The sequence below is a fragment of the Streptomyces sp. NPDC002776 genome (assembly GCF_053592195.1).
The window spans coordinates 302461-325679 of sequence record NZ_JBSFVG010000008.1; the positions used below are offsets into that span (position 1 = coordinate 302461).

The window sequence follows — 23219 nt, forward strand, 5'->3', positions numbered from 1 at the left end:
GTCTGTCCCCTGATCGGTTTCGTCCGTGATCGATCTTGCGTCCGCTGTTTCCGGTGAGGCTGTCGTACGAGGTCACACTCCCAGTTGCAGGCCGTCGGCGGCCTCCTCCACCATGGCGAGGCCGAGCCGACCCACCCGTACGGAGAAGGGGGCGCCCGCGACGCGTAGTCCAGTGAGGACGATCTCGCCGAGGGGTGCGCCGGCCGCGGGGCGGAGGGTGACCGTGCCGGCGGGGGCGTCGGGGCGGATACCGGCGAGGGTGGTCAGCAGCAGGACTCCGGCCGCCGCGGCGGTGGCGGCGGGTCGGCAGGCCGCGGGGTGCGGGAGGGGAGTGCCGGCGTCGGTGCGCTGCTGTCCGCCGTACATCTCCGGCAGCCGGTGGCCGAATGCCTCGGCGGCCGCGATGACGCCGCGCAGCAGCCCGGTCGCCTCCCTCTCGTAGCCTGCGGCGATCAGGCCCGCTACGGCGATGGCGGTCTCGTGGGTCCGTACGGCGCCGCTGCGGTGGCCGAACGGGTTGAACCCGGCCTCTTTGGCGCCGAGCCCGCGCAGGCCCCAGCCGGAGTCCATGGCCGGGCCGCCGAGGAGTCGGGCGAGCTGTTCGGTCTGCACCTTGTCGAGCAGCCCGGGTGCCTGTTCGCCTCCGCCGAGCAGGCCGGTATCGAGGAGGTGGACGGTGGCGGAGCCCAGGTGCGGTACGAGCCGTCCGTCCGGGGAGCGGGCACCCGCGGGTCGGCCTCCGCCCAGGTCGTCGATCCAGAACTCCCGCTGGAACGCCGTCCGCAGACTCCTCGCCCAGTGCCGTAGCTCGGCGCCGCCCGGTCTGCCGAAGGTGTCGAGCAGTGCGGCGCCGAGCAGCGCCGCGCGGTGGGCGTGGGCCTGGGTTTCGCAGCGCTGTGGTCCGCCGGGATGGGGGTCGCGGAGATAGGTGTCGTCGCCCACGGTTCTGCGCAGCCAGGTCAGGCAGTTCTCGGCGGCAGGGAGCAGTTCCTCGGTGTCCTTCTCGGGGAGTCCCCAGCGGTGGGCTTCGGCGAGGAGGGCCGGGAAGAGCAGGGTGGCTTCGGTGGCCGTGCAACTCGGTGGCAGGTGGGGGCCGGCGTCTCTGCGCGGCCCGGGGATCATGCCGGACCGGGGTCCGGATCCGGGCAGCTGGGTGCGGGCCAGGGTGCGCAGTGTGCCCGCGGCGAGCCGGGTGCCGAGGGGCAGGGTCATCCGGGCGGCGGCCAGGGCTTCGGCGGGGGCCAGTCCGCAGCGCCAGGGTGCTCCGGCGGCGAGGTGGATGTCGGTGGGGTGGGCGGGGTCGCGCAGCAGCAGGGCCTGGAGGTCTTCGACGCAGGTGTGCAGCAGTGGCTGGACGCCGGAGTGGTCACCCGAGGCCCGGGCGGGGGCCAGCGGGGTCGTCGCCGATGTCCGGCCCACGGTGCGGAGCGGGCCTGCTCCGTCGGGCCGTACCCGCAGTTCCACATGGGCGCTTCCGCCGGGGGGCAGTTCGAACTCCCAGCGCAGCAGGCCCGCGGAGGCCAGGGCGTCGGTGGGCGGGGGGTGGGCTGTGACGGCCGCGTTGCCGGAGGCGCAGGTCCAGCGCAGGCCGGAGTCGTGGACGGTGGCGGGCAGTTCGGGGCCGGTAGTGCCGGCCGCGATGGCTCCCAGGGCGGCCAGGTCGGTGCCGAGAGCGACTTCGACCGGGAGGCGCAGGGGGCGCGGGGCGGAGCTGTGCAGGGTGATCCGCTCGGTGCCGTCCGCGTGACGGACGCGCTCGACGACGATGTCGGGGTCCGGGCCCGCGTCGGGGGAGGCGCGGAGGGTACCGACGAAACGTGCTTGGTCCGCGGCGGTCATCCGGGCGTGCACAGGGAGGGGCTCGCGTCCGGCGACGCGTACCTGGCATCGGGAGAGCAGGCGCCGTCCCGCCCGGTAGAAGCCTTCCAGCCCTCGGCCGGTCAGCTGGCCCTGTTCGGTGGAGATGGCGAGAGCGGGGAGGGCTACGCAGATCAGGGCGGTGTGGGTGGGGGGTAGGTCGGTGGGGCGGCGAGGGTGCGGGGCGTGGGTGGAGTGCGGGGGGTGGACGGGGGCCTTAATTCGAGGGTCGCCTGCGACTGAGCCGGCTGTCTGCCGGGGGGTGTCCGACGCGGCGTCGGCTGTGTGGGGCGGTGGTGCGAGGTGGATCGGGCCGAAGGGGGGTTCGGGCGGGCGGGCCGCGGGTGGGCGGTTGCGGTCGGCGGCAGAGGGCGGAGTCGGCTGGTGCATGGGGCGGCTTCCTCTGCGCTCTGTGGACCTCGGGCGTGTTCGGCGCCGGGTGGGGGATCCGGGGATACCCAGGCAGGTCGGCGGCACGGCGGGTGGGGTTGTTCCGCCACTCAGGTGAACGGGGGGGCGCTCCTCGGGGTCACGCTCGGAGCGGCCGAATGAGGGTGGGAGGGAGGCGTGTCGTTCTTGGTCACGGCTCCCCTGGGCCCTTGTGTTCGCGTCGCTCGCGATCACGACTCCCCCTGCGTCTCGCTGCTCGCGGCCCCGACTCCCTCTCTCCTCCTGTCCGCGTCGCCGCTCGCGGTCACGCGTCCCCCCTCGATCCCGGTGTCCACGCGGCTCGCGGTCACGGCTCCCCCTCGGTCCCAGTGTCCACTCCGCCCGCCGTCACGGCTCCCCCTCGGCCCCGGTCTCCACCCCGCCCGCCGTCACGACTCCCCCTCCGTCTCCCTGCCCGCGTCACGCCGCTTCCCCTGGGCTCGGGTGGTGCGGGGCTTTCGGCCCGAGCCGGGATGCGTGCCACTGACCGGGGTGCGCGGACCCGGGACCCTGGTCCCCGGTCGGCGGCCGGCCCTGCCGGCGGGTCCCGAGGAGGCCCCGGCGGTTGAAGTGGCAGCACGCGCACGGTGTTTGCGGGCCGGCTCGGCGGTGGTCTGCGTGGGGGCTCGGTCGGTGCGTGCCGCGCGCAGGCAGCGGCGGATGGACTCGGGGTCGAGCCCTTCGTTGCAGGCCTGGTGCAGGAGGCGGGCGAAGAGGTAGTCGGGGTCGGCGCCGAGGGCCATGGCGAGGGCCTCGCGGGCCTCCAGTTCGTCACCGGTGGACCAGGCGACCCAGCCGGCGAGGGTGAGCGGCGCCGCGGCGTGCTCGCCGTAGGGGCCGACGCAGCGGCGGGCCAGTGCCCGCCACAGACGCAGGGCGTGGGTGGCCTCGTCGCCCTCCATCCATTCGGCGGCGCAGTCGCGCGTGGTGCGGTCCTGGAGGCCGAGGATGAGCAGGGCCGCCTCGTCATGGGTGATCAGTTGGTCGTCGCGGAGATCCGCGGTGAGGGTGCCTGAGACGGGGGATGCCCCGGCGAGGCGTTCCATGATCCGCCCGGCCAGTGTCAGGGTCTCCTCGGCAACCTCCCCTCGACTTGTCTCGTCGAGGATCCGGGGGACCAGGGCCATACCGGCGGTGTCGAGGGCGATTTCCTGTTCCAGGGCAGCGGCCGGGGCCTCCCAGGGGAAGAGCCGGGCCCGCAGTTCGCGCAGGGTGCCGCGCACCTGGAGTCCGGCGTAGGTGGCGGCCGCTGCCAGCACGGAGGTCCCGGGCAGGCCCATGGGGGTGCCGTCGGACGGGCAGCAGCCTTCGTTCCCGCAGCAGTAGGACCACCAGCGGCCCTCGGAGATGCAGAGGGCCTCAATCACGGGTACGTCGAGGTGGCCGCACTCGGTGCGCAGCTTCTGGGCCAGCGGCCGTAGCCGCTCCATGACCTGTCGGCCGGTCTCGCCCGGCTCGGGCTCCTTGCAGACGTAGGCCACCATCTGCTCGGGTCGGGTGCCCCGGCGTTCGCTGCCGGTGACGAGACCCTGGGCCAACTGTCGTGCCGCGGAGGGCCAGTCGGCCGGGTTGGTGGGGATGCCGAGCCGGGCTCGTCCGCCGAAGCGGCCGCGGCCGTCGCGGTCGTGCAGGGCGACCAGCACGATGCTGTCCTCGGGCCGGTATCCGAGCAGATACGGCAGCGCGTCGGCCAGTTCGGCGGGGGTGCGCAGGGTGACCTGCCGGTCGCCCCCGTGGTTTTCGTAAGCGGTGCAGGCGAGTTGGTCGGTGGGATGGGTCTCGTGCCCCACGATGTCGCCGTTCTCGGTGTTTCCAGCGTTTTCGCCGTGATTCGTCATGCCCTGACGATCTCGCGGATTGCGAATCTCCGCTTGAGCCTGTGGATAACTCCGAGCAGGGACATGGCAATTGCGTCAGGAACGCAGACCCGACCTCGACTGCCGTGCGAGCTCGGTCCGGCGAACCTCAGCCCGACCAGGCTCAGCCCGCCGCGGCCAGCACCAGCGGAAGCACCTCCCCGCTCCCCGCCCGCCGCAGCAGACGGGCCGCGACCGCCAGTGTCCAGCCGGAGTCCGTGTAGTCGTCCACGAGCAGCACCGGGCCCGGAGAGCTCGCCAGCGCCTCCGCCAGTTCCCCGGACACGGTGAACGCGCCGGACAGTGCCCTCAGCCGTTGCGCGGAGTTGCTGCGCCGCACCGCATGCGCGCCGCCCGGGCCGGTGTAGGTCAGCGTGCCGAGAAAAGGCAGCCGCCCGATGTCAGCGATCCCCTGGGCCAGCGTGGCCACCAACCGCGGACGGGTCAGGGACGGCACCGCGACGACTCCCACCGGCCGGGGCGGGGCGTCCGCCGCACCCGATGCCCAACCGCCGGGGGACCGTGCCCAGTCGGCGAGCACGGACACCGCCGCCCGCAGAACTTCGTCGGGGACCGGGCCGTCCGCCGCGTGCCCGGCCAGCAGTGGCCGCAGGCGGTTGCCCCAGCCAATGTCCGAGAGCCGGCCCAGGGCGCGTCCGGTGGAACACTGCTCTCCGGCGGGGATGCGGCCCTTGAGCTCGATGCCCAGGGCGGGCATCCCCGTGGGCCACATCCGGCGCGGTTCGACCTCCACGCCGGGGCGGTCCAGTTCCTTGGCCGCGCCTGTCAGCGCCTCCGCCGTCACCGTGGGGTCGGCCCAGGGTCCCGCGCAGTTGTCGCAGCGGCCGCACGCGGTCGCACCCTCGTCGTCCAGCTGGCGCCGCAGGAACTCCATCCGGCAGCCGGTCGTACTCGCGTACTCGCGCATGGCCTGCTGCTCGGCGGCCCGCTGGCGCGCGACGCGGGCGTAGCGCTCGGTGTCGTACACCCAGTCGGCTCCGGTGGCGATCCAGCCGCCCTTGACCCGCTTCACCGCGCCGTCGACGTCCAGCACCTTCAACATGGTCTCCAGGCGGCTGCGCCGCAGGTCCACGGCCGCCTCCAGCGCGGGTACGGACAGCGGGCGCCCGGCCCCGGCGAGCGCCGAGAGGGTTTGGCGGACCTGGGTCTCGGGCGGGAAGGCGGTGTCGGCGAAGTAGCGCCAGATGGCCTCGTCCTCCTTGCCCGGCAGCAGCAGGACGTCGGCGTGGGCGACGCCTCGGCCCGCCCGTCCGACCTGCTGGTAGTAGGCGATGGGCGAGGACGGAGAGCCGAGGTGGACCACGAAGCCGAGGTCAGGCTTGTCGAAGCCCATGCCGAGCGCCGAGGTCGCCACCAGTGCCTTCACCCGGTTCGCCAGCAGGTCCTCCTCGGCTTGGAGCCGGTCCGCGTTCTCCGTGCGGCCCGTGTAGGAGGCGACAGCAAAGCCGCGCTGCCGCAGGAAGGCGGTGGCCTCCTCGGCCGCGGCCACGGTGAGGGCGTAGATGATCCCGGACCCGGAGAGGTCGTTCAGGTGCTCGGCGAGCCAGCCCAGTCGGTGGGCGGCGTCGGGCAGTTGGACCACACCGAGGCGCAGGCTCTCCCGCTCCAGCGGGCCGCGCAGCACCAGGGCCTCGCCCGCGCCGGTGCCCAGTTGCTCGGCCACGTCGGCCGTCACGCGCGCGTTGGCCGTCGCGGTGGTGGCCAGCACGGGGACACCGGGTGCGAGCTCGGCGAGCATCGCCCGCAGCCTGCGGTAGTCCGGGCGGAAGTCATGTCCCCAGTCGGAGATGCAGTGCGCCTCGTCGACGACGAGCAGACCGGTCGTAGCCGCCAGCTTGGGCAGCATCTGGTCGCGGAAGTCGACGGAGTTGAGACGCTCCGGACTCACCAGGAGCACATCGGTCTCGCCGCGTTCGACCTCCTCCTGGATGGTGTCCCACTCCTCGGGGTTGGCCGAGTTGATGGTGCGCGCGCGGATGCCGGCCCGCCCCGCCGCCTCGACCTGGTTGCGCATCAGCGCCAGCAAGGGCGAGACGATCACCGTGGGACCCGCGCCGCGCTTGCGCAGCAGGGCGGTGGCGACGAAGTAGACCGCCGACTTCCCCCAGCCGGTGCGCTGCACCACCAGGGCGCGCCGGTGCTCGCGCACCAGGGCGGCGACCGCCTGCCACTGGTCCTCCCGCAGGCGGGCCGTTCTGTCCCGGTCGCCGACCAGCTGACCGAGGATGGCATCGGCTTCGGCACGGAGTTCCAGTTCGTCCATACCCCCATGCAACCTGATAGCACTGACAGTCAGCCACCGCAGCCCGTGCCCGGCCGCTTCCCACCGCCCCGCGCGCGTGCCGAAGCATCACTGCTCGGTGGACACGACCGACGTGTCGCCCCAGGCTGGTAACCAGCGGGTCATGGCGTCGTACGGCGCGCAGAGTGGCCTGTACCGCCGCCGCGCGCCCCCTCACCTCCAAAGAGCGTCGCACCCCACGCGTCACCAGGTGACGCAATGGGTAGGGATATAAGACGCACGCCGTCCTATATCGGTCGGTCGCCCCAATTGCTCGTTGCCGCAACCCAGTTCGACAGGAAGAATTGAAGTCCGCTCCCCGCACGGCTCGCCCGTGGTCCGGCAGGGCTCCGCCGCGGTGTGCGCTCCCCCGATTCCACCCCGCCCGCAGTGTGGGCGCGTAGCCGAAGGGAGGACCGTGACCTTCGGATTCGCTCCGTCCCCCGCGGCATCCACGTCGACCTCCAACGATCTGTCCGCCACCTCGCTGGGCCGCGTGCTGGAGCCCGCGGAGTGGGCCGCCGCCGGAATCCCCCTGCTGCGCAATCCCCGCGAGGTCGTCAGCGGACTGCACTCCCGGCACCACCCCCGGCCCGCGACGGCGATCGTGGCCGTCCTGGATCCGGACGAGCGGCTGCTGGCAAGTGCCTCGTTCACCCGCCGGCCGGCCCCGGCCGACGGCTGGATGTTCCGCAACGTCCTGCTCGACCAGCTGCGCCGGATCATCCCGCACGACCTGCGCCGCCGCACCCCGGTGCGCACCGCCGTCCTGCTCTACTGCCGTGACGGAGACGCGCGTTGGACGCCGGAGGACGGAGCATGGATGTGGGGCCTGCGGGACGCCTGCACTCTGCACGGCCTGCGCTGCGGCGCGTACATCACGCTGACCCGGGACGGCTGGCAGGTGCTCGGTGAGGGGCGCGGCGGCCGTCGCCCCAGCGTCGACTCCATACCGGAGCCGTTCGCCACCTCCGAGTCACCGCCCCCGCTCCCCCGCACCGGCGGCGGCGCCTCGGAACTGTTGCGCCGTGCGGCGGCTCGCTGAGCCTCCCCGACGGCGGAACGTTTCTCCGCCCACAACGGCCTGTACCTGACGCACGTGCCCTCTTACGCCCCACAAGACGCCGGGCGCCCCACAGGACGCCACATGACGCCGGCCCTAGGGGCGCCCATGGACGCTCAGGCCGGAAGACCCGATGGCGACGGCTGGAGCCGAGCCAGCCCTCACCCGCGCACGCCGAAGCCCACCCCGTGCCGATACCGCCGCGCGCCGCGGCGGCACCCCGGCGGACCCGCCTCCGGAGGAAACCGGAGGCGGCTCAGACGCCCGCACCCAGCACCGAGTTGATCTGCTGCGGGTCGCCGCAGACGATCAGCAGGGCGCCGGCCCGGCCGAGGGCCAGGGGCAGGGCGGTGGCGGTGTCGGATCCGCCGTTGACGGCGACCACGACGACGGGGCGCGAGGCGGCACGACTCACGGTGGCGGCGTCCGCGTAGAAGACGTCGTCGCCCGCGTCGTGCTGGGCCCAGTAGGAGGCTTCGCCGAAGGACAGCTCGTGCGCGGCCCACGGGTGCTGTTCGCCGGTGGTGATCACCAGGACGTCACCAGGGGAACGGCCCGATTCCAGCAGCAGGTCGACGGCTTCCTCGGCAGCGTCCAGCGCACCCTCGGCCGAGGCCGGGATCAGCTGGATCTGCGGAGTCGCCGCAGCCGGTGCGGGGACGGGGGCAGCCGGACCGGCCGGTCCGGGCTTGGCCGCGGGCACGTCACGGGGCGTGCGTTGCGCCGGCGCCGTGGGCCGCGGGGGCCCGGGGCGGCCGGGACGCGACGGAGCCGCGGGACGCGGACCGGGTACGGGGCGGGGGGTCGGCGCGGTGCGGCCACTGGCCGGCGTGGCGCGGGGACCCTGGGCACTCTCGTGAATCTGAGGCTCCTCGGGAATGAGAGGCATGGGCTGATATTTATCAAACGTTGGTGCGGCTCACGTGAACGGGTGGCACATGAGTGCGAACAGAACGGTCAGAAATCGAAGCCGAGCTGCCCCTCGATCTCCGGAACACTCCGTTCCGCCCACCTGCGGACCTTCTTGAGATGCTGCCATTGGGGCAGCGCATCAAGATACGCCCACGACAAGCGGTGGTACGGGGTGGGTCCCCGCTCCTCCAGTGCGGCCTTGTGCACGGGCGACGGATACCCGGCATTGTCCGCAAAACCGAAGTCTGCATGGTCGATACCCAGTTCGGCCATCATTTTGTCGCGCTGAACCTTGGCGATCACCGAGGCCGCCGCGACCGCCACACAGGACTGGTCGCCCTTGATCACCGTGCGGACCTTCCACGGGTCCCCGAGGTAGTTGTGCTTGCCGTCGAGGATCACCGCGTCGGGACGGACCGGCAGCGCCTCCAGGGCGCGTACCGCGGCCAGCCGCAGCGCGGCCGTCATCCCGAGATCGTCGATCTCCCCCGGCGAGGCGTGCCCCAGGGCGTACGACGTCACCCATGTCTTCAACACCACGGCCAGTTCGGTGCGCCGCTTGAGGGTGAGGAGCTTGGAGTCGGTGAGTCCGTCGGGAGGCCGGCGCAGTCCGGTGATCGCCGCGCAGACGGTGACGGGGCCGGCCCAGGCGCCGCGCCCCACCTCGTCGACACCGGCAATGATCTTCGCTCCGGTCGTGGCGCGGAGTGAGCGCTCGACGGTGTGAGTAGGCGGTTCGTACGGCATGGCGCCCTTAGCGTACGCCGCCCGGATCACCGGGCGGTACCCCGGTTTCCCCTGACGGCTCCAGGCACCGCTTCCCAGCCGCTCAGCCTCCGCTCGGCCGGAGCACCGGCATCATCAGCTGATCGATCAACTCCGCCAGTTCGTCATCGCCCCATTCACTTCCGCGCATCTTGGAGCGGTACATCATCATCGCCGGGATCGCATCGAAGACACATCCGTTGGCAGCGTCGGAGCGCACTTCTCCCCGCTCTATTCCACGGGTGATGACCTCGCGGATCAGCTTGAGGGTGGGCTCCACGACACCGTCGTAGATCACGCTGTGGAACCGCTCCGCCTGAACCTGGTCGCATTCGTGAATGACCGCACGGAGGGCGAAACCGGGGCGCGAGTACATGGCGTCCCGCGCCATACGGCACAGCGCGAGCAGATCGTCGCGCACGCTGCCGAGATCGGGCACCGCCTCTATCCGGGGCAGCCCGGCCTGCAGCGCGTCGGCGACGAGGTCCTCCTTCGACGGCCAGCGGCGATAGACCGCGGCCTTGCCGGTCTGGGCGCCGGCGGCGACACCCTCCATCGTGAGGCCGTTCCAGCCGACCGTACTGAGCTGTTCCAGCGTGGCGTCGAGGATCGCGCGTTCCAGCACGGCGCCGCGCCGGCGCATCGAGGCCGCCTGAGCGGGGGCGGCCGTCCAGCGCGAGGTAACCATCAGCGTCTCCAGCGAACAAGGGAGCGGGTGTTTCAGGGGATTCAGGAAGACCGCGCGGCAGCGACAGGGGGAACGCCACGCGGCGACAAGCTGAGTGAACGCTTGCGTTCACTACTGGGGACTCACTACCGTTGACGCGACAGTGAACGCGAGCGTTCACTAACGCCTTTGTGGGGGACCCATAGTGACAACCTCTCAGTTGATTCAGGACCAGAAACCAGGTGCGGCCCGCAGGCCGGGCCGTCCCGGCATCGCACTCGCCGTCATCGCGGCCTGCCAACTCATGGTGGTCCTCGACGCGACGATTGTGAACATCGCACTCCCGCACATTCAAGACGCCCTCAAGTTCAGCACCACCGACCTCACCTGGGTCGTCAGTTCCTACACGCTGACCTTCGGCGGTCTGCTCCTGCTCGGCGGCCGGGCCGGCGACATCCTCGGTCGCCGCCGGGTCTTCATGACCGGCATTCTGCTCTTCACGTTCGCCTCGCTGCTCGGTGGCCTCGCCCAGGAGCCCTGGCAGCTGCTGGCGGCGCGCGTGCTGCAGGGCGTGGGTGGCGCCATCGCGTCGCCGACCTCGCTGGCGCTCATCACCACGACGTTCCCCGAAGGCCCGGAACGCAACCGGGCGTTCGGCGTCTTCGCCGCGGTCTCCGCGGGCGGCGGCGCCATCGGACTGCTCGCCGGCGGCATGCTCACCGAATGGCTCGACTGGCGGTGGGTGCTCTTCGTCAACGTGCCGATCGGCATCCTGATCGCCGTCCTGACCCCGCTCTACATCAACGAATCCGAACGGCACAGCGGCCGCTTCGACATCACGGGCGCGATGACCTCGACGCTGGGCATGGCGTCCCTCGTGTACGGCTTCATCCGGGCGGCCGACGAGGGCTGGCGGGACAGCCTGACCATCGGATCCTTCGTCGCGGCGGTGGTCCTGCTGCTGGCCTTCGCGTTCATCGAGAGGCGGGCCAAGGAGCCGATCACTCCCCTGCGGATGTTCGCCGACCGCAACCGCTCCGGCACGTACGTGATCATGCTGAGCCTGGCAGCGGCGATGTTCGGCATGTTCTTCTACATCGTGCTCTTCGTGCAGAACGTGCTGGGGTACACCCCGATCGAAGCGGGCCTCGCCTTCCTTCCGGTGACCGTGGTGATCGCCATCGGCGCGGGTCTGTCGCAGCGGTTCCTGCCGGTGCTGGGTCCGAAGCCCTTCATGGTGGCCGGCTCGACGCTCGTCGTGATCGGACTGGCCTGGCAGGCACTGATCAGCGCCGACAGCTCCTACGCGGGCGGAGTGCTGGGGCCGATGCTGCTGTTCGGCCTGGGCATGGGACTGAACTTCGTGACGCTGACGATCACCGCCGTCTCCGGGGTCGCCCAGCACGAGGCCGGTGCCGCCTCCGGACTGCTCAACACCACCCAGCAGGTGGGCGGGGCGCTCGGTCTGTCCATCCTGACCACGGTGTTCGGCTCCGCCAGCAAGGAGGAGGCGGAGAAGCAACTGCCGCGGTTCATGGCAGAGGCCTCGCCGGAGCAGAAGGCACAGTTCGCCGAGACGCACCAGATGCCCGGCCCCTGGGGGCACGCGGTGCTCACGCAGGGCATCTCCATGGGCTTCGTGGCGGCCGCCGCGATGGGCGTCCTCGCCCTGGCCACCGCATGGCTGGTGATCAAGGTCCGCAAGAGCGACCTGGAAGCCCTGGCCGGCACGGCGGGCCCGATGGCCGGTTGATCCGGCCGGCGCCGCATGGGACCGCGGATGGCCGGACCTCGCCCGGGGGACCGACGGCGAGGGCGACGGCCCGGTCATCCGCACTCGTCGCAGCAACCGAAGCACCAGCAACCGAAGCGCCAGCGCCGGCACCACGTACCTGTCCACCCCCCGCCCCCCTTTCGCATCCCCTGGCTGTACGGACCCGTGGATCACACACGAGCCCATGCCTCGCACAGCCGATGCCAGAAGAACGCGTAGGCAGTCACAGAGAGTTCCCGTGCTTCACGGAGAGTTCCGATGTCGCCGCAAAGGCACGGGAGCGGGCTCCGTCAAACCCCCGGAACCCACTCCGGCAACGCCTCGGTCCGCTGCACCCACTCCGACGGCGGAGTCCCCGCCTTTCCCCCGGCGAGCACCCCGCCGACGATGGCGCACGTGGTGTCCATGTCACCGCCGACCTGCGCGGTGGTCCAGAACGCCTGCTCGTAGTCACCGAGGGACCGCGCGGCCGACCAGAGCGCGAAAGGCACGGTGTCATGGGCCGTCGTCCGCCGACCGCAGCCGAGTACGGCAGCGACGGTCGCGGCGTCGCCGTAGTCCAGCATGTCGCGCGCCCGGCGCAACCCGGCCCCGACCGCGCTCTTCGGAACCAGCGCGATCACGCCGTCGAGCAGCGTCTCGGCAGTGGGCGGACCACCCGGGGCGGCGGCCAGCGCCGCTGCCGCCGCGACGGCCATCGAACCGACGACGGCCTCGCGATGCTGATGCGTCGGATACGCCGAGATCTCGGCCTGGTGGGTGGCCTGCTCGGGATCGTCCGCGTACCAGGCGCCGAGGGGCGCGATCCGCATCGCCGCGCCGTTGCCCCACGAGCCCAGCCCCTTGAAGAGCGCGGAGGACAGCTCGCGCCAGTCGCCGCCCTCCCGGACCAGCCGCAGCAGGCGGTTCGTGGCAGGGCCGTAGCCGCGGTCGAAGTCGTGGTGCTCGGCGAAGGAGCGGGCCAGCGCGTCCTGGTCGATGCGGTGGTGGACGGCGAGGACCGCGGCCACGGAGCAGGCCATCTCCGTGTCGTCGGTCCATTGCCAGGGGCCGGCCGGCAGCTCACGGCGCTTCAGCAGCGGGTAGTTCGCGGGGACGAAGAACTGGGAGCCCAGCGCGTCCCCCACGGACAGTCCGCGCAGGCTGGCAAGGGCGCGGCCCAGGCGCCCGTCGGGTGAGGAATCAGCGGTCATCGCTCTGTCCACTCTATCCGGTGATTCCGTACGGTTCCGGATCTCGCCAGCGTTCGAAAGGCCGGTCAAGCGCGTACTTGCCGTCGTCCCCGAGAACGAGCATCCGCATCTCGGCGTTCCCAGGATTGGACAGCGATTCGAACTCCGCGACCGTCCAGTGGAACCACCGCATGCAGAACAGACGCATCGCGAGCCCATGGGTCACCAGCAGGACGTTCGGCGGATGGTCGGGGGCCTCGAAGCTGCGGTACAGGCTCTCCAGGAATCCGCCGACCCGGTCGTACACGTCGGCGCCGGACTCCCCCTGGGCGAAGCGGTAGAAGAAGTGGCCGTAGGCGTCCCGGTAGGCCTTCTGCAGGCGTACGTCGTCGCGGTCCTGCCAGTTCCCCCAGTCCTGCTCGCGCAGGCGCGGCTCCTCCCGGACGCGTATGAGCTCGGGGTCCAGATGGAAGGCGCGCAGCGTCTCGTGCGTACGGCGGTAGGGGGAGACGTACACGCTGATCCGCTCGCGGCCGAACACCTCGCGCAGCCGTTTGCCCGTCTCCTCCGCCTGCCGCCAGCCCTGCTCGGTGAGGGCCAGCGCGTGATCGGGTTCGCGTTCGTACACGGTGTCATCAACATTGCCCGTTGACTCGCCGTGCCGGACAAGGACGATGCGCCGTGGTCGTGCCATGCCAAAACCCTAGATCGGGTGAGGGCCCAGGGAGCACCCGTACGGGCTCCATACGGCGTAGGTCACATATTTCCGGGAGTGGTCCTTCCGGTTTGTGCCGTGATGATCACACCGTCCAGGAGGGTTCCAGCTGCACGATGTCGCCGGTGAGGGCGGCGACGTCCGCGTCCGTCTGGGCCCTCAGGGCCAGCCGCTCGACGCGTTCGGCACGGTATTTGCCGTGCTCGGCGGCGGACAGCCACATCGACAGGACGAGGAACTCATGGCCGGGTGCCTCGCCGAACAGCCCGCGGACCATGCCGGGTGAGCCCGCCATCGCAGGGTTCCAGACCTTCTCCTGCATCAGCGTGAAGTGCTCGGCACGTTCCTCGTGCACCCGGCAGTGCGCGACGCGCAGCAGGTCGGCGTCGGTGAAACGCGGCTCGAAGCCGGTCTTCACGTCGAACCGGTGGTCGAAGAGCTTGACCTGGGCGTCCTTGAACGTGCCCGACTGGGACGCGGCCAGCCGGTCGTGCGAGCGCGCCATGAAGGAGTCGTAGAAGGCGCGGCTCTCCCAGAAGGCGACGATGTGCGCCACCCCCGGCCGGCTCCGGCTCCAACCACCGCCCTGCCCCCGAAACCCCGGCTCCCCCAGAAGCCCCGCCCACTTTCGCTGCCCGCGCTCGAAACCGCGGCGGTCCACCACGGTGCAGCGAATCCACTTGACCAGCACCGCGCCATGGTAAGGCCACGGCGCCTGGCACAGTCCGCCCTCGCGGCGACTGCTCCCCCACGAGGGCCCACGCGCGCGTGGCAGGATGGACAATCGGCCTCGTCTGTCGAGCAGTTCGGGCCGCACGCGCAGGTTGAACCGGGGAAGGGGAGTCTGTGAACGGCCTCAACAAGGGGATCCAGAAGGTCGAGATCTCGCTCAGGTGGGATCCGAGTCCGGCGGGGCAGCCGCCCACCGATCTGGATCTTGTCGCCGGGGCGTACCTGGCGAGCGACCCGTACGGCGATCCGGCGTTCGTCGTGCACTTCGACAGCCGGTCCCCCGACGGCACCATCTACCTCAACCGCGACAGCCACGACGGCAAGGGCTTCGGCTGGGACGAGGTCATGACGGTGGAGCTCAACCGCCTCGACAGCCGCTACGCGCGCGTGGTGGTCGGCGTCGTCATCCAGCAGCGGTCGGGACGGCGCACCTTCGTCAGCGTGACCAGCCCGGGTCTGCGCATCCGCGAGGGCTATCACGACCTGGTCACGGACGACTTCGGCAGCGTCCTCGGCGCTACGGCCGCCACGGTGGCGGAGTTCGCCCGCCAGGAGGACGGCACCTGGGACTTCCATCCCGGTATCCACGGCTTCGAGGACGACCCCGCCACCTTCACCCGCGCCATGGGCAAGGCCCACCAGCCCTGACCCCGGGCACGACGAAGGAGGGGCGCCGACGCAGAGTCGGTGCCCCTCCTTCGTCAGGGACTGATGATCAGCTGCAACCGCTGGTCGAGCCGCAGCCCTCGCAGATGTAGCAGGAACCGGCCCGCTGCATCTTCGTACCGCAGGAGAAGCAGAGCGGGGCGTCGGCCTGGATGCCCAGCTGCATCTCCACCAGCTCGGCGCTGGTGTGGGCCTGCTGCGGGGCGGGCTTGGCCGCCTCGACCTCGGCCTTGGGCGTGACGACGGCCTTCAGTTCCTGGGCGCGCGGCGCCGACTGGGCCAGGCCCTCGACGTCGACCTCGTCGTCGGCCGGTTCGTACGAACCGGTCTCCAGGTGGCGCTGACGCTCCTCGGCGGAGTGGATGCCGAGCGCCGAGCGCGTCTCGAAGGGCAGGAAGTCCAGCGCCAGGCGGCGGAAGATGTAGTCGACGATCGACTGCGCCATCCGCACGTCCGGGTCGTCCGTCATACCGGCCGGCTCGAAGCGCATGTTGGTGAACTTCGAGACGTACGTCTCCAGCGGCACGCCGTACTGGAGGCCGACGGAGACCGCGATGGAGAAGGCGTCCATCATGCCCGCGAGGGTCGAGCCCTGCTTCGACATCTTCAGGAAGACCTCGCCGAGACCGTCGTCCGGGTAGGAGTTGGCCGTCATGTAGCCCTCGGCGCCGCCGACCGTGAAGGACGTGGTGATGCCGGGGCGGCCCTTGGGGAGGCGCTTGCGGACCGGGCGGTACTCGATGACCTTCTCGACCGTCTCGCGGATGGTCGCCTCGGCCTTCTCCGTGACCTCGGCCTTCTCCTTCTCCTTGGTCTTCGCGGAGAGCGGCTGGCCGACCTTGCAGTTGTCGCGGTAGATGGCGAGCGCCTTGACGCCCATCTTCCAGGCCTCGAAGTAGACCTCTTCGACGTCCTCGACGGTCGCCGTCTCCGGCAGGTTGACCGTCTTGGAGAGCGCGCCGGAGATCCAGGGCTGGATCGCGGCCATCATCCGGACGTGGCCCATCGCGGAGATGGAGCGCTCACCCATGGCGCAGTCGAACACCTCGTAGTGCTCGTGCCTGAGGCCCGGAGCGTCGATCACATTGCCGTGCTCGGCGATGTGGGCGACGATCGCCTCGATCTGCTCCTCCTGGTAGCCCAGGCGGCGCAAGGCCTGCGGGACGGTGCCGTTGACGATCTGCATGGAGCCGCCGCCGACCAGCTTCTTGAATTTGACCAGCGCGAGGTCGGGCTCGAGACCGGTGGTGTCGCAGGACATCGCGAGACCGATGGTGCCGGTCGGGGCGATGACGGACGCCTGGGAGTTACGGAAACCGTTCTTCTCGCCGAGACGCAGCACGTCCTGCCAGGCCTCCGTGGCGGCGGCCCAGATCGGCGTGTCCAGGTCGTCCACGCGGACGGCCTTGGTGTTCTCGTCGGCGTGCTGCTTCATGACCCGCAGGTGCGGCTGCGCGTTGCGGGCGTAGCCGTCGTACGGGCCGACGACCGAGGCGAGCTCGGCGGAGCGCCGGTACGAGGTGCCGGTCATCAGGGAGGTGATGGCACCGGCGAGGGCGCGGCCGCCGTCGGAGTCGTAGGCGTGGCCGGTCGCCATCAGCAGGGCGCCGAGGTTGGCGTAGCCGATGCCGAGCTGGCGGAACGCGCGCGTGTTCTCGCCGATCTTCTGGGTCGGGAAGTCCGCGAAGCAGATGGAGATGTCCATCGCGGTGATGACCAGCTCGACGACCTTCGCGAAGCGCTCGACCTCGAAGGACTGGTTGCCCTTGCCGTCGTCCTTCAGGAACTTCATCAGGTTCAGCGAGGCGAGGTTGCAGGACGTGTTGTCCAGGTGCATGTACTCGCTGCAGGGGTTCGAGCCGTTGATCCGGCCGGACTCCGGGCAGGTGTGCCAGTGGTTGATGGTGTCGTCGTACTGGATGCCCGGGTCGGCGCAGGCCCAGGCCGCCTCGGCCATCTTGCGGAACAGGGACTTGGCGTCGACCTCTTCGATGACCTCGCCGGTCATCCGCGCGCGGAGGCCGAACTTGCCGCCCTGCTCGACCGCCTTCATGAACTCGTCGTTCACCCGGACCGAGTTGTTGGCGTTCTGGTACTGGACGGACGTGATGTCGTCGCCGCCCAGGTCCATGTCGAAGCCCGCGTCGCGCAGGGCGCGGATCTTCTCCTCCTCCTTCACCTTGGTCACGATGAAGTCCTCGATGTCGGGGTGGTCGACGTCGAGGATGACCATCTTGGCGGCGCGGCGGGTGGCACCGCCGGACTTGATGGTGCCGGCCGAGGCGTCGGCGCCGCGCATGAAGGAGACCGGGCCGGAGGCGTTGCCGCCGGAGGACAGCAGCTCCTTGGAGGAGCGGATGCGGGAGAGGTTCAGGCCGGCACCGGAGCCGCCCTTGAAGATCATGCCCTCTTCCTTGTACCAGTCGAGGATCGACTCCATGGAGTCGTCGACGGACAGGATGAAGCAGGCGGAGACCTGCTGCGGCTGGGGCGTGCCGACGTTGAACCAGACGGGGCTGTTGAAGCTGAAGATCTGGTGCAGGAGGGCGTAGGCCAGCTCGTGCTCGAAGATCTCGGCATCGGCGGGCGAGGCGAAGTACTTGTAGTCCTCACCTGCCTTCCGGTACGTCTTCACGATCCGGTCGATGAGCTGCCTGAGGCTCACCTCGCGCTGCGGGGTGCCGACGGCACCCCGGAAGTACTTGCTGGTGACGATGTTGACCGCGTTCACCGACCAGAAGTCGGGGAACTCGACGCCGCGCTGTTCGAAGTTCACAGAGCCGTCGCGCCAGTTGGTCATGACGACGTCACGGCGCTCCCACTGGACCTCGTCGTACGGGTGCACGCCGGGGGTGGTGTGAATGCGCTCGATACGCAGGCCCTTGCTCGCCTTGGTGCCCTTGGCGCGGGAACCTCGTGCCGGACCGCTCGCCGTCTCTGTCATGCCGCCTCCCTGGTACGGGCTAAAACGCCCTGAAGTGCCCCGATGTTCCCGTGGCACGGTGTTCTGTCTGGTGTTGCGGGCATCTCGCGCTGCCGCCCGCAACAGGTCTTCGGTCGCCGCCGCGCGGCCGGACCCGGGGTCCTGGAATTCCGGATCCGGTCCGTCGGTCAGTCGGCGGCGCTGGCGGGCACGGGGACGTGAGCCGTCCCTCCGGGCCCGCTGTCGTCTTCCTGGCTCCCCGCGCGCGCGTCATCGTCGTCGGCGCCGGGACGTCGTGTCTCCCTGAGTTCCGCAATCGCGGCCTCGAAGTCGTCCAGCGAGTCGAACGCCCGGTACACGGAGGCGAATCGCAGGTAGGCGACGAGGTCCAGCTCCTGCAGCGGACCGAGTATGGCCAGCCCCACGTCGTGGGTGGTCAGCTCGGCGCTCCCGGTGGCCCGCACCGCCTCCTCGACCCGTTGGCCGAGCTGGGCGAGTGCGTCCTCGGTGACAGGCCGCCCCTGGCACGCCTTGCGCACGCCGTTGATGACCTTGGTCCGGCTGAACGGCTCGGTGACTCCGGACCGCTTCACCACCATGAGCGAGCACGTCTCCACGGTCGTGAAACGACGGGAGCAGTCAGGGCACTGGCGGCGTCTGCGGATCGACGTGCCGTCGTCGGTCGTACGACTGTCGACCACACGGCTGTCGGGGTGCCTGCAGAAGGGGCAGTGCATGAACTCCAACCCTCCTCACAGCAGACTCAATAGCCTCGTGGGCCTCATGGGCCCCTCGAAGCAGCCCCAAGCATAGGCGATCGCTGGGAGTCCGAAGACCCGGGGGACCACAACTTCTGGGCTGCTGTTGCAATCCAACCACTAGATGTGGGGATTGGCGCATACATACACGCCAGGCGCGCGTGTCGCACTTGTGGAGACCAACCCCACCGGGCCGCAGCGGTGAACCGCGGTACCGCGGCAACACGGGCGTGCACAGCCGTACCGTTCCGGCACATGCGGAGATACCGTGAGCGCCACAGGGGGGCGTCGTGGGACTCCCGCAGAGATAGGGACCACGTCCCGGCCGTCCGGACGCCGGATGGCAGACTGGGGCAACAACCCACGAGGTCGTCACCCCGGCGGTGAAGGGTACAGCAATGACCCCTTTTGTCCGCCAGGCACCGCGTTAGCCATACACCCAGACACATGATCGCGTCAGGTGAATCGCGATTTTTCACTCGAACGTGTGTTTGGCGCAACCTTTCGAAAGCAACTACCGTTGTCCAGCAGGGAGACCATCGAGAGGGGCCGACGTGACCACCACCGCAGACAGTGCCACCATCACTGCCCAGGACCGCTCCCAGGGCCGACTCGAGCCGGTGCATGCGATGAACGAAGCCGCGAATCCCGAGGGGCACAAGCGCTCCCTGCCGGGCCGACCTCCAGGCATCCGGGCGGACAGCTCAGGGCTGACCGACCGGCAGCGCCGGGTCATCGAGGTGATCAGGGACTCGGTGCAGCGGCGCGGCTACCCGCCGTCAATGCGCGAGATCGGCCAGGCCGTCGGCCTGTCGAGCACCTCCTCGGTCGCACACCAGCTGATGGCACTGGAGCGCAAGGGCTTCCTCCGGCGCGATCCGCACCGCCCGCGCGCGTACGAGGTGCGCGGCTCCGACCAGGCAGCCTCGGTGCAGCCGACGGACACCGCCGGCAAGCCCGCCGCGTCGTACGTCCCGCTGGTCGGCCGGATCGCCGCCGGCGGTCCGATCCTCGCGGAGGAATCCGTCGAGGACGTCTTCCCTCTCCCGCGGCAGCTGGTCGGCGACGGCGAGCTGTTCGTCCTGAAGGTCGTCGGTGACTCGATGATCGAGGCCGCGATCTGCGACGGCGACTGGGTCACGGTCCGCCGTCAGCCCGTCGCCGAGAACGGCGACATCGTGGCCGCGATGCTCGACGGCGAGGCCACCGTCAAGCGCTTCAAGCGCGAGGACGGCCACGTCTGGCTCCTCCCGCACAACTCCGCGTACGAGCCGATCCCCGGCGACGACGCGACCATTCTCGGCAAGGTCGTGGCGGTGCTGCGGCGCGTGTGAGCACCGCGCGGCAGATCTCGCCGATCTGACCGGGCCCCGGGACCCCTGCGCCGGTTCCGGGGCCCTGCTCTTTCCGGCCCCGGTCGACGCTCGGTTACGCAGCGGTGGTCTGCCTGTCCCGGCTGCGGGCAGGCCAACCACCCGCTGCGGGTGGTCTGCCTGTCCCGGCTGCGGGCAGGCCAACCACACCTCACTCGTCTTCGGCCTGCGCCTGAGCTTGCGCCGCCGCGTCGATCGCGGCCAGCGACCTACGGACCTGGTTACGGTCCGTGGTGTACCAGAAGTCGGGCAGCGACGCCTTCAGATAGCTTCCGTAGCGCGCCGTGGCCAGCCGCTGATCCAGTACGGCGACCACACCGCGGTCCCCCGACGCCCGTACGAGACGACCGGCGCCCTGGGCCATCAGCAGTGCCGCATGGGTGGCGGCCACCGCCATGAAACCGTTGCCGCCCGCGTCCTCGACCGCCTTCTGGCGGGCGCTCATCAGCGGATCGTCGGGGCGCGGGAAGGGAATCTTGTCCATGACGACGAGCTGACAGCTGGGGCCCGGGACGTCGACGCCCTGCCAGAGCGAGAGCGTGCCGAACAGGCAGGTCTTCGGGTCGGCGGCGAAGTTCTTGATCAGCTCGCCGAGCGTCTCCTCGCCCTGGAGGAGGATCGGGAACTCGGGAATCCGGGAGCGCAGTTCCTCGGCGGCGAGCTGGGCGGCCCGCATCGAGGAGAAGAGGCCGAGCGTCCGGCCGCCGGCCGCCTGGATCAGCTCCGTCAGCTCGTCCAGCATGTCCGCCCGGTCGCCGTCCCGCGCGGGGCGCGACAGGTGCTTGGCGACATACAGGATTCCCTGCCTGGGATAGTCGAAGGGCGAGCCGACATCGACGCCCTTCCACTGCGGGAAGTCCTCGCCTTCGGTGCCCTCCGGGGCGAGGCCCAGGGAGGCGCCGACGCCGTTGAAGTCACCGCCCAGCTTCAGGGTCGCCGAGGTCAGCACCACCGAGCGGTCCGCGAAGAGCTTCTCGCGCAGCAGGCCCGAGACCGACATGGGCGCCACCCGCAGGGACGCACCGAAGCGGTCGTGGCGCTCGTACCAGACGACGTCCCACTCGGAGCCGTTGGTGATCCGCTCCGCCACGTCGTGCACCGACTCCACCGAGGCCAGCGCCTGCTTGCGGACCGCGTCCTCGTCCTGGACCGACTTGTCTCGGGTCGCGCCGATCGCCGAGATCACCGTGCGACAGGCGTCGCGCAGAGCCAGGAGCGCGTAACCCAGATCTTCCGGGACTTCCTCCAGACGGCCCGGCAGCGCCAGCTCCATCACCCGCTCGAAGCCCTCCGCGGCGGTCTGGAGCTGGTCGGCGGCCTTCTCGTTGACCAGCTTCGCGGCGCGGCGCACGGCGCGGTTGACCTGACCCGGGGAGAGCTCGCCGGTGGCGACGCCGGTGACCCGGGAGACCAGCTCATGGGCCTCGTCGACGATCAGCACCTCGTGCTGGGGAAGGACCGGGGCGCCCTCGATGGCGTCGATCGCGAGCAGGGCGTGGTTCGTGACAACGACCTCGGCGAGCTTGGCCCGCTCACGGGCCATCTCGGCGAAGCACTCCGCTCCGTAGGCGCACTTCGTGGCACCCAGGCACTCACGGGACGATACGGAGACCTGCGCCCAGGCGCGGTCCGAGACTCCGGGGGTGAGGTTGTCGCGGTCGCCCGTCTCGGTCTCGTCGGACCACTCCCGCAGGCGGAGCAGGTCCTGGCCGAGCTTGCTGGTGGGCGCGGCCGCCTCGAACTGGTCGAAGAGGCCTTCCTCCTCGTCCTGGGGGACGCCCTCGTGGAGGCGGTGCAGACACAGGTAGTTCGACCTGCCCTTGAGCATCGCGAACTCGGGACGGCGGCGCAGCAGCGGGTGCAGGGCGTCGACCGTGCGGGGCAGATCCCGCTCCACGAGCTGGCGCTGCAGGGCCAGGGTGGCCGTCGCGACCACGACGCGCTCCCCGTGTGCGAGCGCGGGCACGAGATAGCCGAGCGACTTTCCGGTGCCGGTGCCGGCCTGGACCAGCAGGTGGGAACCTTCGTCGATCGCCTCCGCGACGGATTCGGCCATGGTCACCTGGCCGGGGCGCTCCGTACCGCCGACGGCAGTGACGGCAGCATGCAGGAGTTCGGGGAGTGAGGGCTTCGTCATAGCGCGACCACCCTACGGCCCGGCACTGACAAACGGGTGATCACGGAGGTGGAGGGGGGCTGGATCAAGACCTGGGGTCCTCGGGTGGGAGATATGCGGGGGGGGCGGGAGGTGTGCGAGGGGTCGGAAGGTATGCAGCGTGGGTCCGATGGGTGATGCGAAGGGCAGACCCGGTGACCGGTGCGAATTGCTCCGCGTCGAGTGGGAACCCCGGCCGCCCGAGCGGTGTACCAAAAGTGACGACACCGCAGCTTGGCGTTACAGCAGATTGCGCAAGGCCCGGTCCCGGACCATGAGGGCGGCCCGCTTGCCGGGCAGCTCGACCTCGGCCGAGAACCGGAAACCGGCGCTGAGGAAAGCAGCGACGGAAGGAGTGTTACGGATGTCGGGTTCCGCGATGACGCGTGCACAGGCGGGCCGCCGCTCGAGGGCACGATCGGCGACGGCTCGGAGACATGTGGTCGCGAGACCACGGCCGCGGTCCGCCACATCACCGATGAGGAGATGAATCCCGGTGTCGTGAGGACGGGCGGGATAGTGCCGGGCCACCGGGTCGAGGTCCGCCCGGTAGATCTCCCAGTAACTCATGGGTGTGCCGTCCAGTACGCCCACGCACGGCACACTGCGCCCGTCCCCGGCCAGCTGGGACCGCAGATGTTCCTCGGTCACGCTCTGGGGCCCGGCCAGCTCCCAGAAGGCGGCGACGGCGGGGTCGTTCATCCAGCGGCCGATGAGTGGAAGGTCCTGCTCGACGCGCACGGGGACGAGTTGGAGCACGCCCGCGGTCGTGGTGATCGGCCCCCAGTCGACGACGCGGTCCAGGAGGTCGTCGCCGGCTGTGGCTCGGTGCTGGGCAGTCATGACGGAGGCGGACCAGGCGGGCGGCGCTGCCCCCTCACCCCCGTCACCGACGACATCGCCCTGGGCCTCCTCCGTTGCCGCGAACAGCGCGAGGAGTTCGGCGGGCAGGCGCAGGTCCAGCGTGTCCTCACTGTCCCCGTCGCCGGGGCAGGCGCCGGGGGCCGTGTCGGTGCCGACCAAGGCGGCGGGGTCGATTCCGGCGTCGGTGCTCGCGTCGTTGGGAGGCACGGCGACGCTCCTCTCAGAAGACGGGGTGG

17 protein-coding genes are annotated in these 23219 nt (G+C 70.6%); 4 read left to right on the forward strand and 13 right to left on the reverse strand.

Annotated elements, in window-relative coordinates:
• Nucleotides 1-72 precede the first annotated feature (72 nt).
• The 3 genes from ACWD11_RS18990 to ACWD11_RS19000 form a co-directional block, all read right to left on the reverse strand.
• A complete protein-coding gene (locus ACWD11_RS18990; protein ID WP_451284267.1) occupies nt 73-1992 on the reverse strand; it encodes a glycogen debranching N-terminal domain-containing protein in 1920 nt (639 codons plus the stop codon).
• A 683-nt stretch (nt 1993-2675) separates the two neighbouring features.
• The gene (locus tag ACWD11_RS18995; protein WP_451284202.1) at nt 2676-4124 is read right to left on the reverse strand and encodes a DUF4192 domain-containing protein; all 1449 of its coding nucleotides are present in this window, start codon (nt 4122-4124) and stop codon (nt 2676-2678) included.
• A gap of 142 nt (nt 4125-4266) precedes the next feature.
• A complete protein-coding gene (locus ACWD11_RS19000) occupies nt 4267-6426 on the reverse strand; it encodes a RecQ family ATP-dependent DNA helicase (protein WP_451284204.1) in 2160 nt (719 codons plus the stop codon).
• Nucleotides 6427-6862: 436 nt separating this feature from the next.
• On the opposite strand from ACWD11_RS19000, the gene ACWD11_RS19005 reads away from it, so the two are divergent.
• Nucleotides 6863-7489, forward strand: coding sequence for a hypothetical protein (locus ACWD11_RS19005; RefSeq protein WP_389420070.1), 627 nt, complete (start codon nt 6863-6865; stop codon nt 7487-7489).
• Between the two features lie 274 nt (nt 7490-7763).
• On the opposite strand, the gene ACWD11_RS19010 is transcribed toward ACWD11_RS19005, so the two are convergent.
• The 3 genes from ACWD11_RS19010 to ACWD11_RS19020 all read right to left on the reverse strand — a co-directional run bounded on the left by ACWD11_RS19010 (nt 7764) and on the right by ACWD11_RS19020 (nt 9872).
• Nucleotides 7764-8396 carry a hypothetical protein gene (locus ACWD11_RS19010; protein ID WP_451284206.1) on the reverse strand — a complete coding sequence of 211 codons (633 nt, stop codon included), beginning with the start codon at nt 8394-8396 and terminating at the stop codon, nt 7764-7766.
• Nucleotides 8397-8464: 68 nt separating this feature from the next.
• Nucleotides 8465-9166 carry a ribonuclease HII gene (locus ACWD11_RS19015; protein ID WP_451284208.1) on the reverse strand — a complete coding sequence of 234 codons (702 nt, stop codon included), beginning with the start codon at nt 9164-9166 and terminating at the stop codon, nt 8465-8467.
• A gap of 82 nt (nt 9167-9248) precedes the next feature.
• Nucleotides 9249-9872 (reverse strand): TetR/AcrR family transcriptional regulator, encoded by a 624-nt coding sequence (locus tag ACWD11_RS19020; RefSeq protein ID WP_389420073.1) that lies wholly within the window; start codon nt 9870-9872, stop codon nt 9249-9251.
• 184 nt (nt 9873-10056) lie between these two features.
• On the opposite strand from ACWD11_RS19020, the gene ACWD11_RS19025 reads away from it, so the two are divergent.
• Nucleotides 10057-11604, forward strand: coding sequence for an MFS transporter (locus ACWD11_RS19025; RefSeq protein ID WP_451284210.1), 1548 nt, complete (start codon nt 10057-10059; stop codon nt 11602-11604).
• 311 nt (nt 11605-11915) lie between these two features.
• On the opposite strand, the gene ACWD11_RS19030 is transcribed toward ACWD11_RS19025, so the two are convergent.
• The 3 genes from ACWD11_RS19030 to ACWD11_RS19040 all read right to left on the reverse strand — a co-directional run bounded on the left by ACWD11_RS19030 (nt 11916) and on the right by ACWD11_RS19040 (nt 14203).
• Nucleotides 11916-12818: an ADP-ribosylglycohydrolase family protein gene (locus ACWD11_RS19030; RefSeq protein WP_451284212.1), complete on the reverse strand. Its 903-nt coding sequence runs from the start codon at nt 12816-12818 to the stop codon at nt 11916-11918.
• A gap of 13 nt (nt 12819-12831) precedes the next feature.
• A complete protein-coding gene (locus ACWD11_RS19035) occupies nt 12832-13491 on the reverse strand; it encodes a histidine phosphatase family protein (protein WP_389421009.1) in 660 nt (219 codons plus the stop codon).
• Between the two features lie 106 nt (nt 13492-13597).
• The gene (locus ACWD11_RS19040; RefSeq protein ID WP_389421008.1) at nt 13598-14203 is read right to left on the reverse strand and encodes a YdbC family protein; all 606 of its coding nucleotides are present in this window, start codon (nt 14201-14203) and stop codon (nt 13598-13600) included.
• A gap of 155 nt (nt 14204-14358) precedes the next feature.
• Here ACWD11_RS19040 and ACWD11_RS19045 point away from each other — a divergent pair, with 155 nt between their 5' ends.
• Nucleotides 14359-14892: a TerD family protein gene (locus tag ACWD11_RS19045; RefSeq protein WP_389421007.1), complete on the forward strand. Its 534-nt coding sequence runs from the start codon at nt 14359-14361 to the stop codon at nt 14890-14892.
• 67 nt (nt 14893-14959) lie between these two features.
• Here the strand turns inward: ACWD11_RS19045 and ACWD11_RS19050 are convergent, their stop codons facing one another.
• Entirely contained in the window at nt 14960-17854 is a 2895-nt protein-coding gene (locus ACWD11_RS19050; RefSeq protein WP_451284215.1) for a vitamin B12-dependent ribonucleotide reductase, read from the reverse strand.
• 167 nt (nt 17855-18021) lie between these two features.
• Complete coding sequence (nrdR, locus tag ACWD11_RS19055) at nt 18022-18570, reverse strand: transcriptional regulator NrdR (RefSeq protein ID WP_389421005.1); 549 nt, start codon at nt 18568-18570, stop codon at nt 18022-18024.
• Nucleotides 18571-19145: 575 nt separating this feature from the next.
• On the opposite strand from nrdR, the gene lexA reads away from it, so the two are divergent.
• Nucleotides 19146-19925, forward strand: a complete 780-nt coding sequence (lexA, locus tag ACWD11_RS19060; protein ID WP_250079895.1) for a transcriptional repressor LexA — start codon at nt 19146-19148, stop codon at nt 19923-19925.
• A gap of 190 nt (nt 19926-20115) precedes the next feature.
• Here lexA and ACWD11_RS19065 read toward each other — a convergent pair whose 3' ends face one another.
• Nucleotides 20116-22101 carry an ATP-dependent DNA helicase gene (locus tag ACWD11_RS19065; protein WP_451284217.1) on the reverse strand — a complete coding sequence of 662 codons (1986 nt, stop codon included), beginning with the start codon at nt 22099-22101 and terminating at the stop codon, nt 20116-20118.
• 258 nt (nt 22102-22359) lie between these two features.
• Nucleotides 22360-23190, reverse strand: a complete 831-nt coding sequence (locus tag ACWD11_RS19070; protein ID WP_389421003.1) for a GNAT family N-acetyltransferase — start codon at nt 23188-23190, stop codon at nt 22360-22362.
• Nucleotides 23191-23219 lie beyond the last annotated feature (29 nt).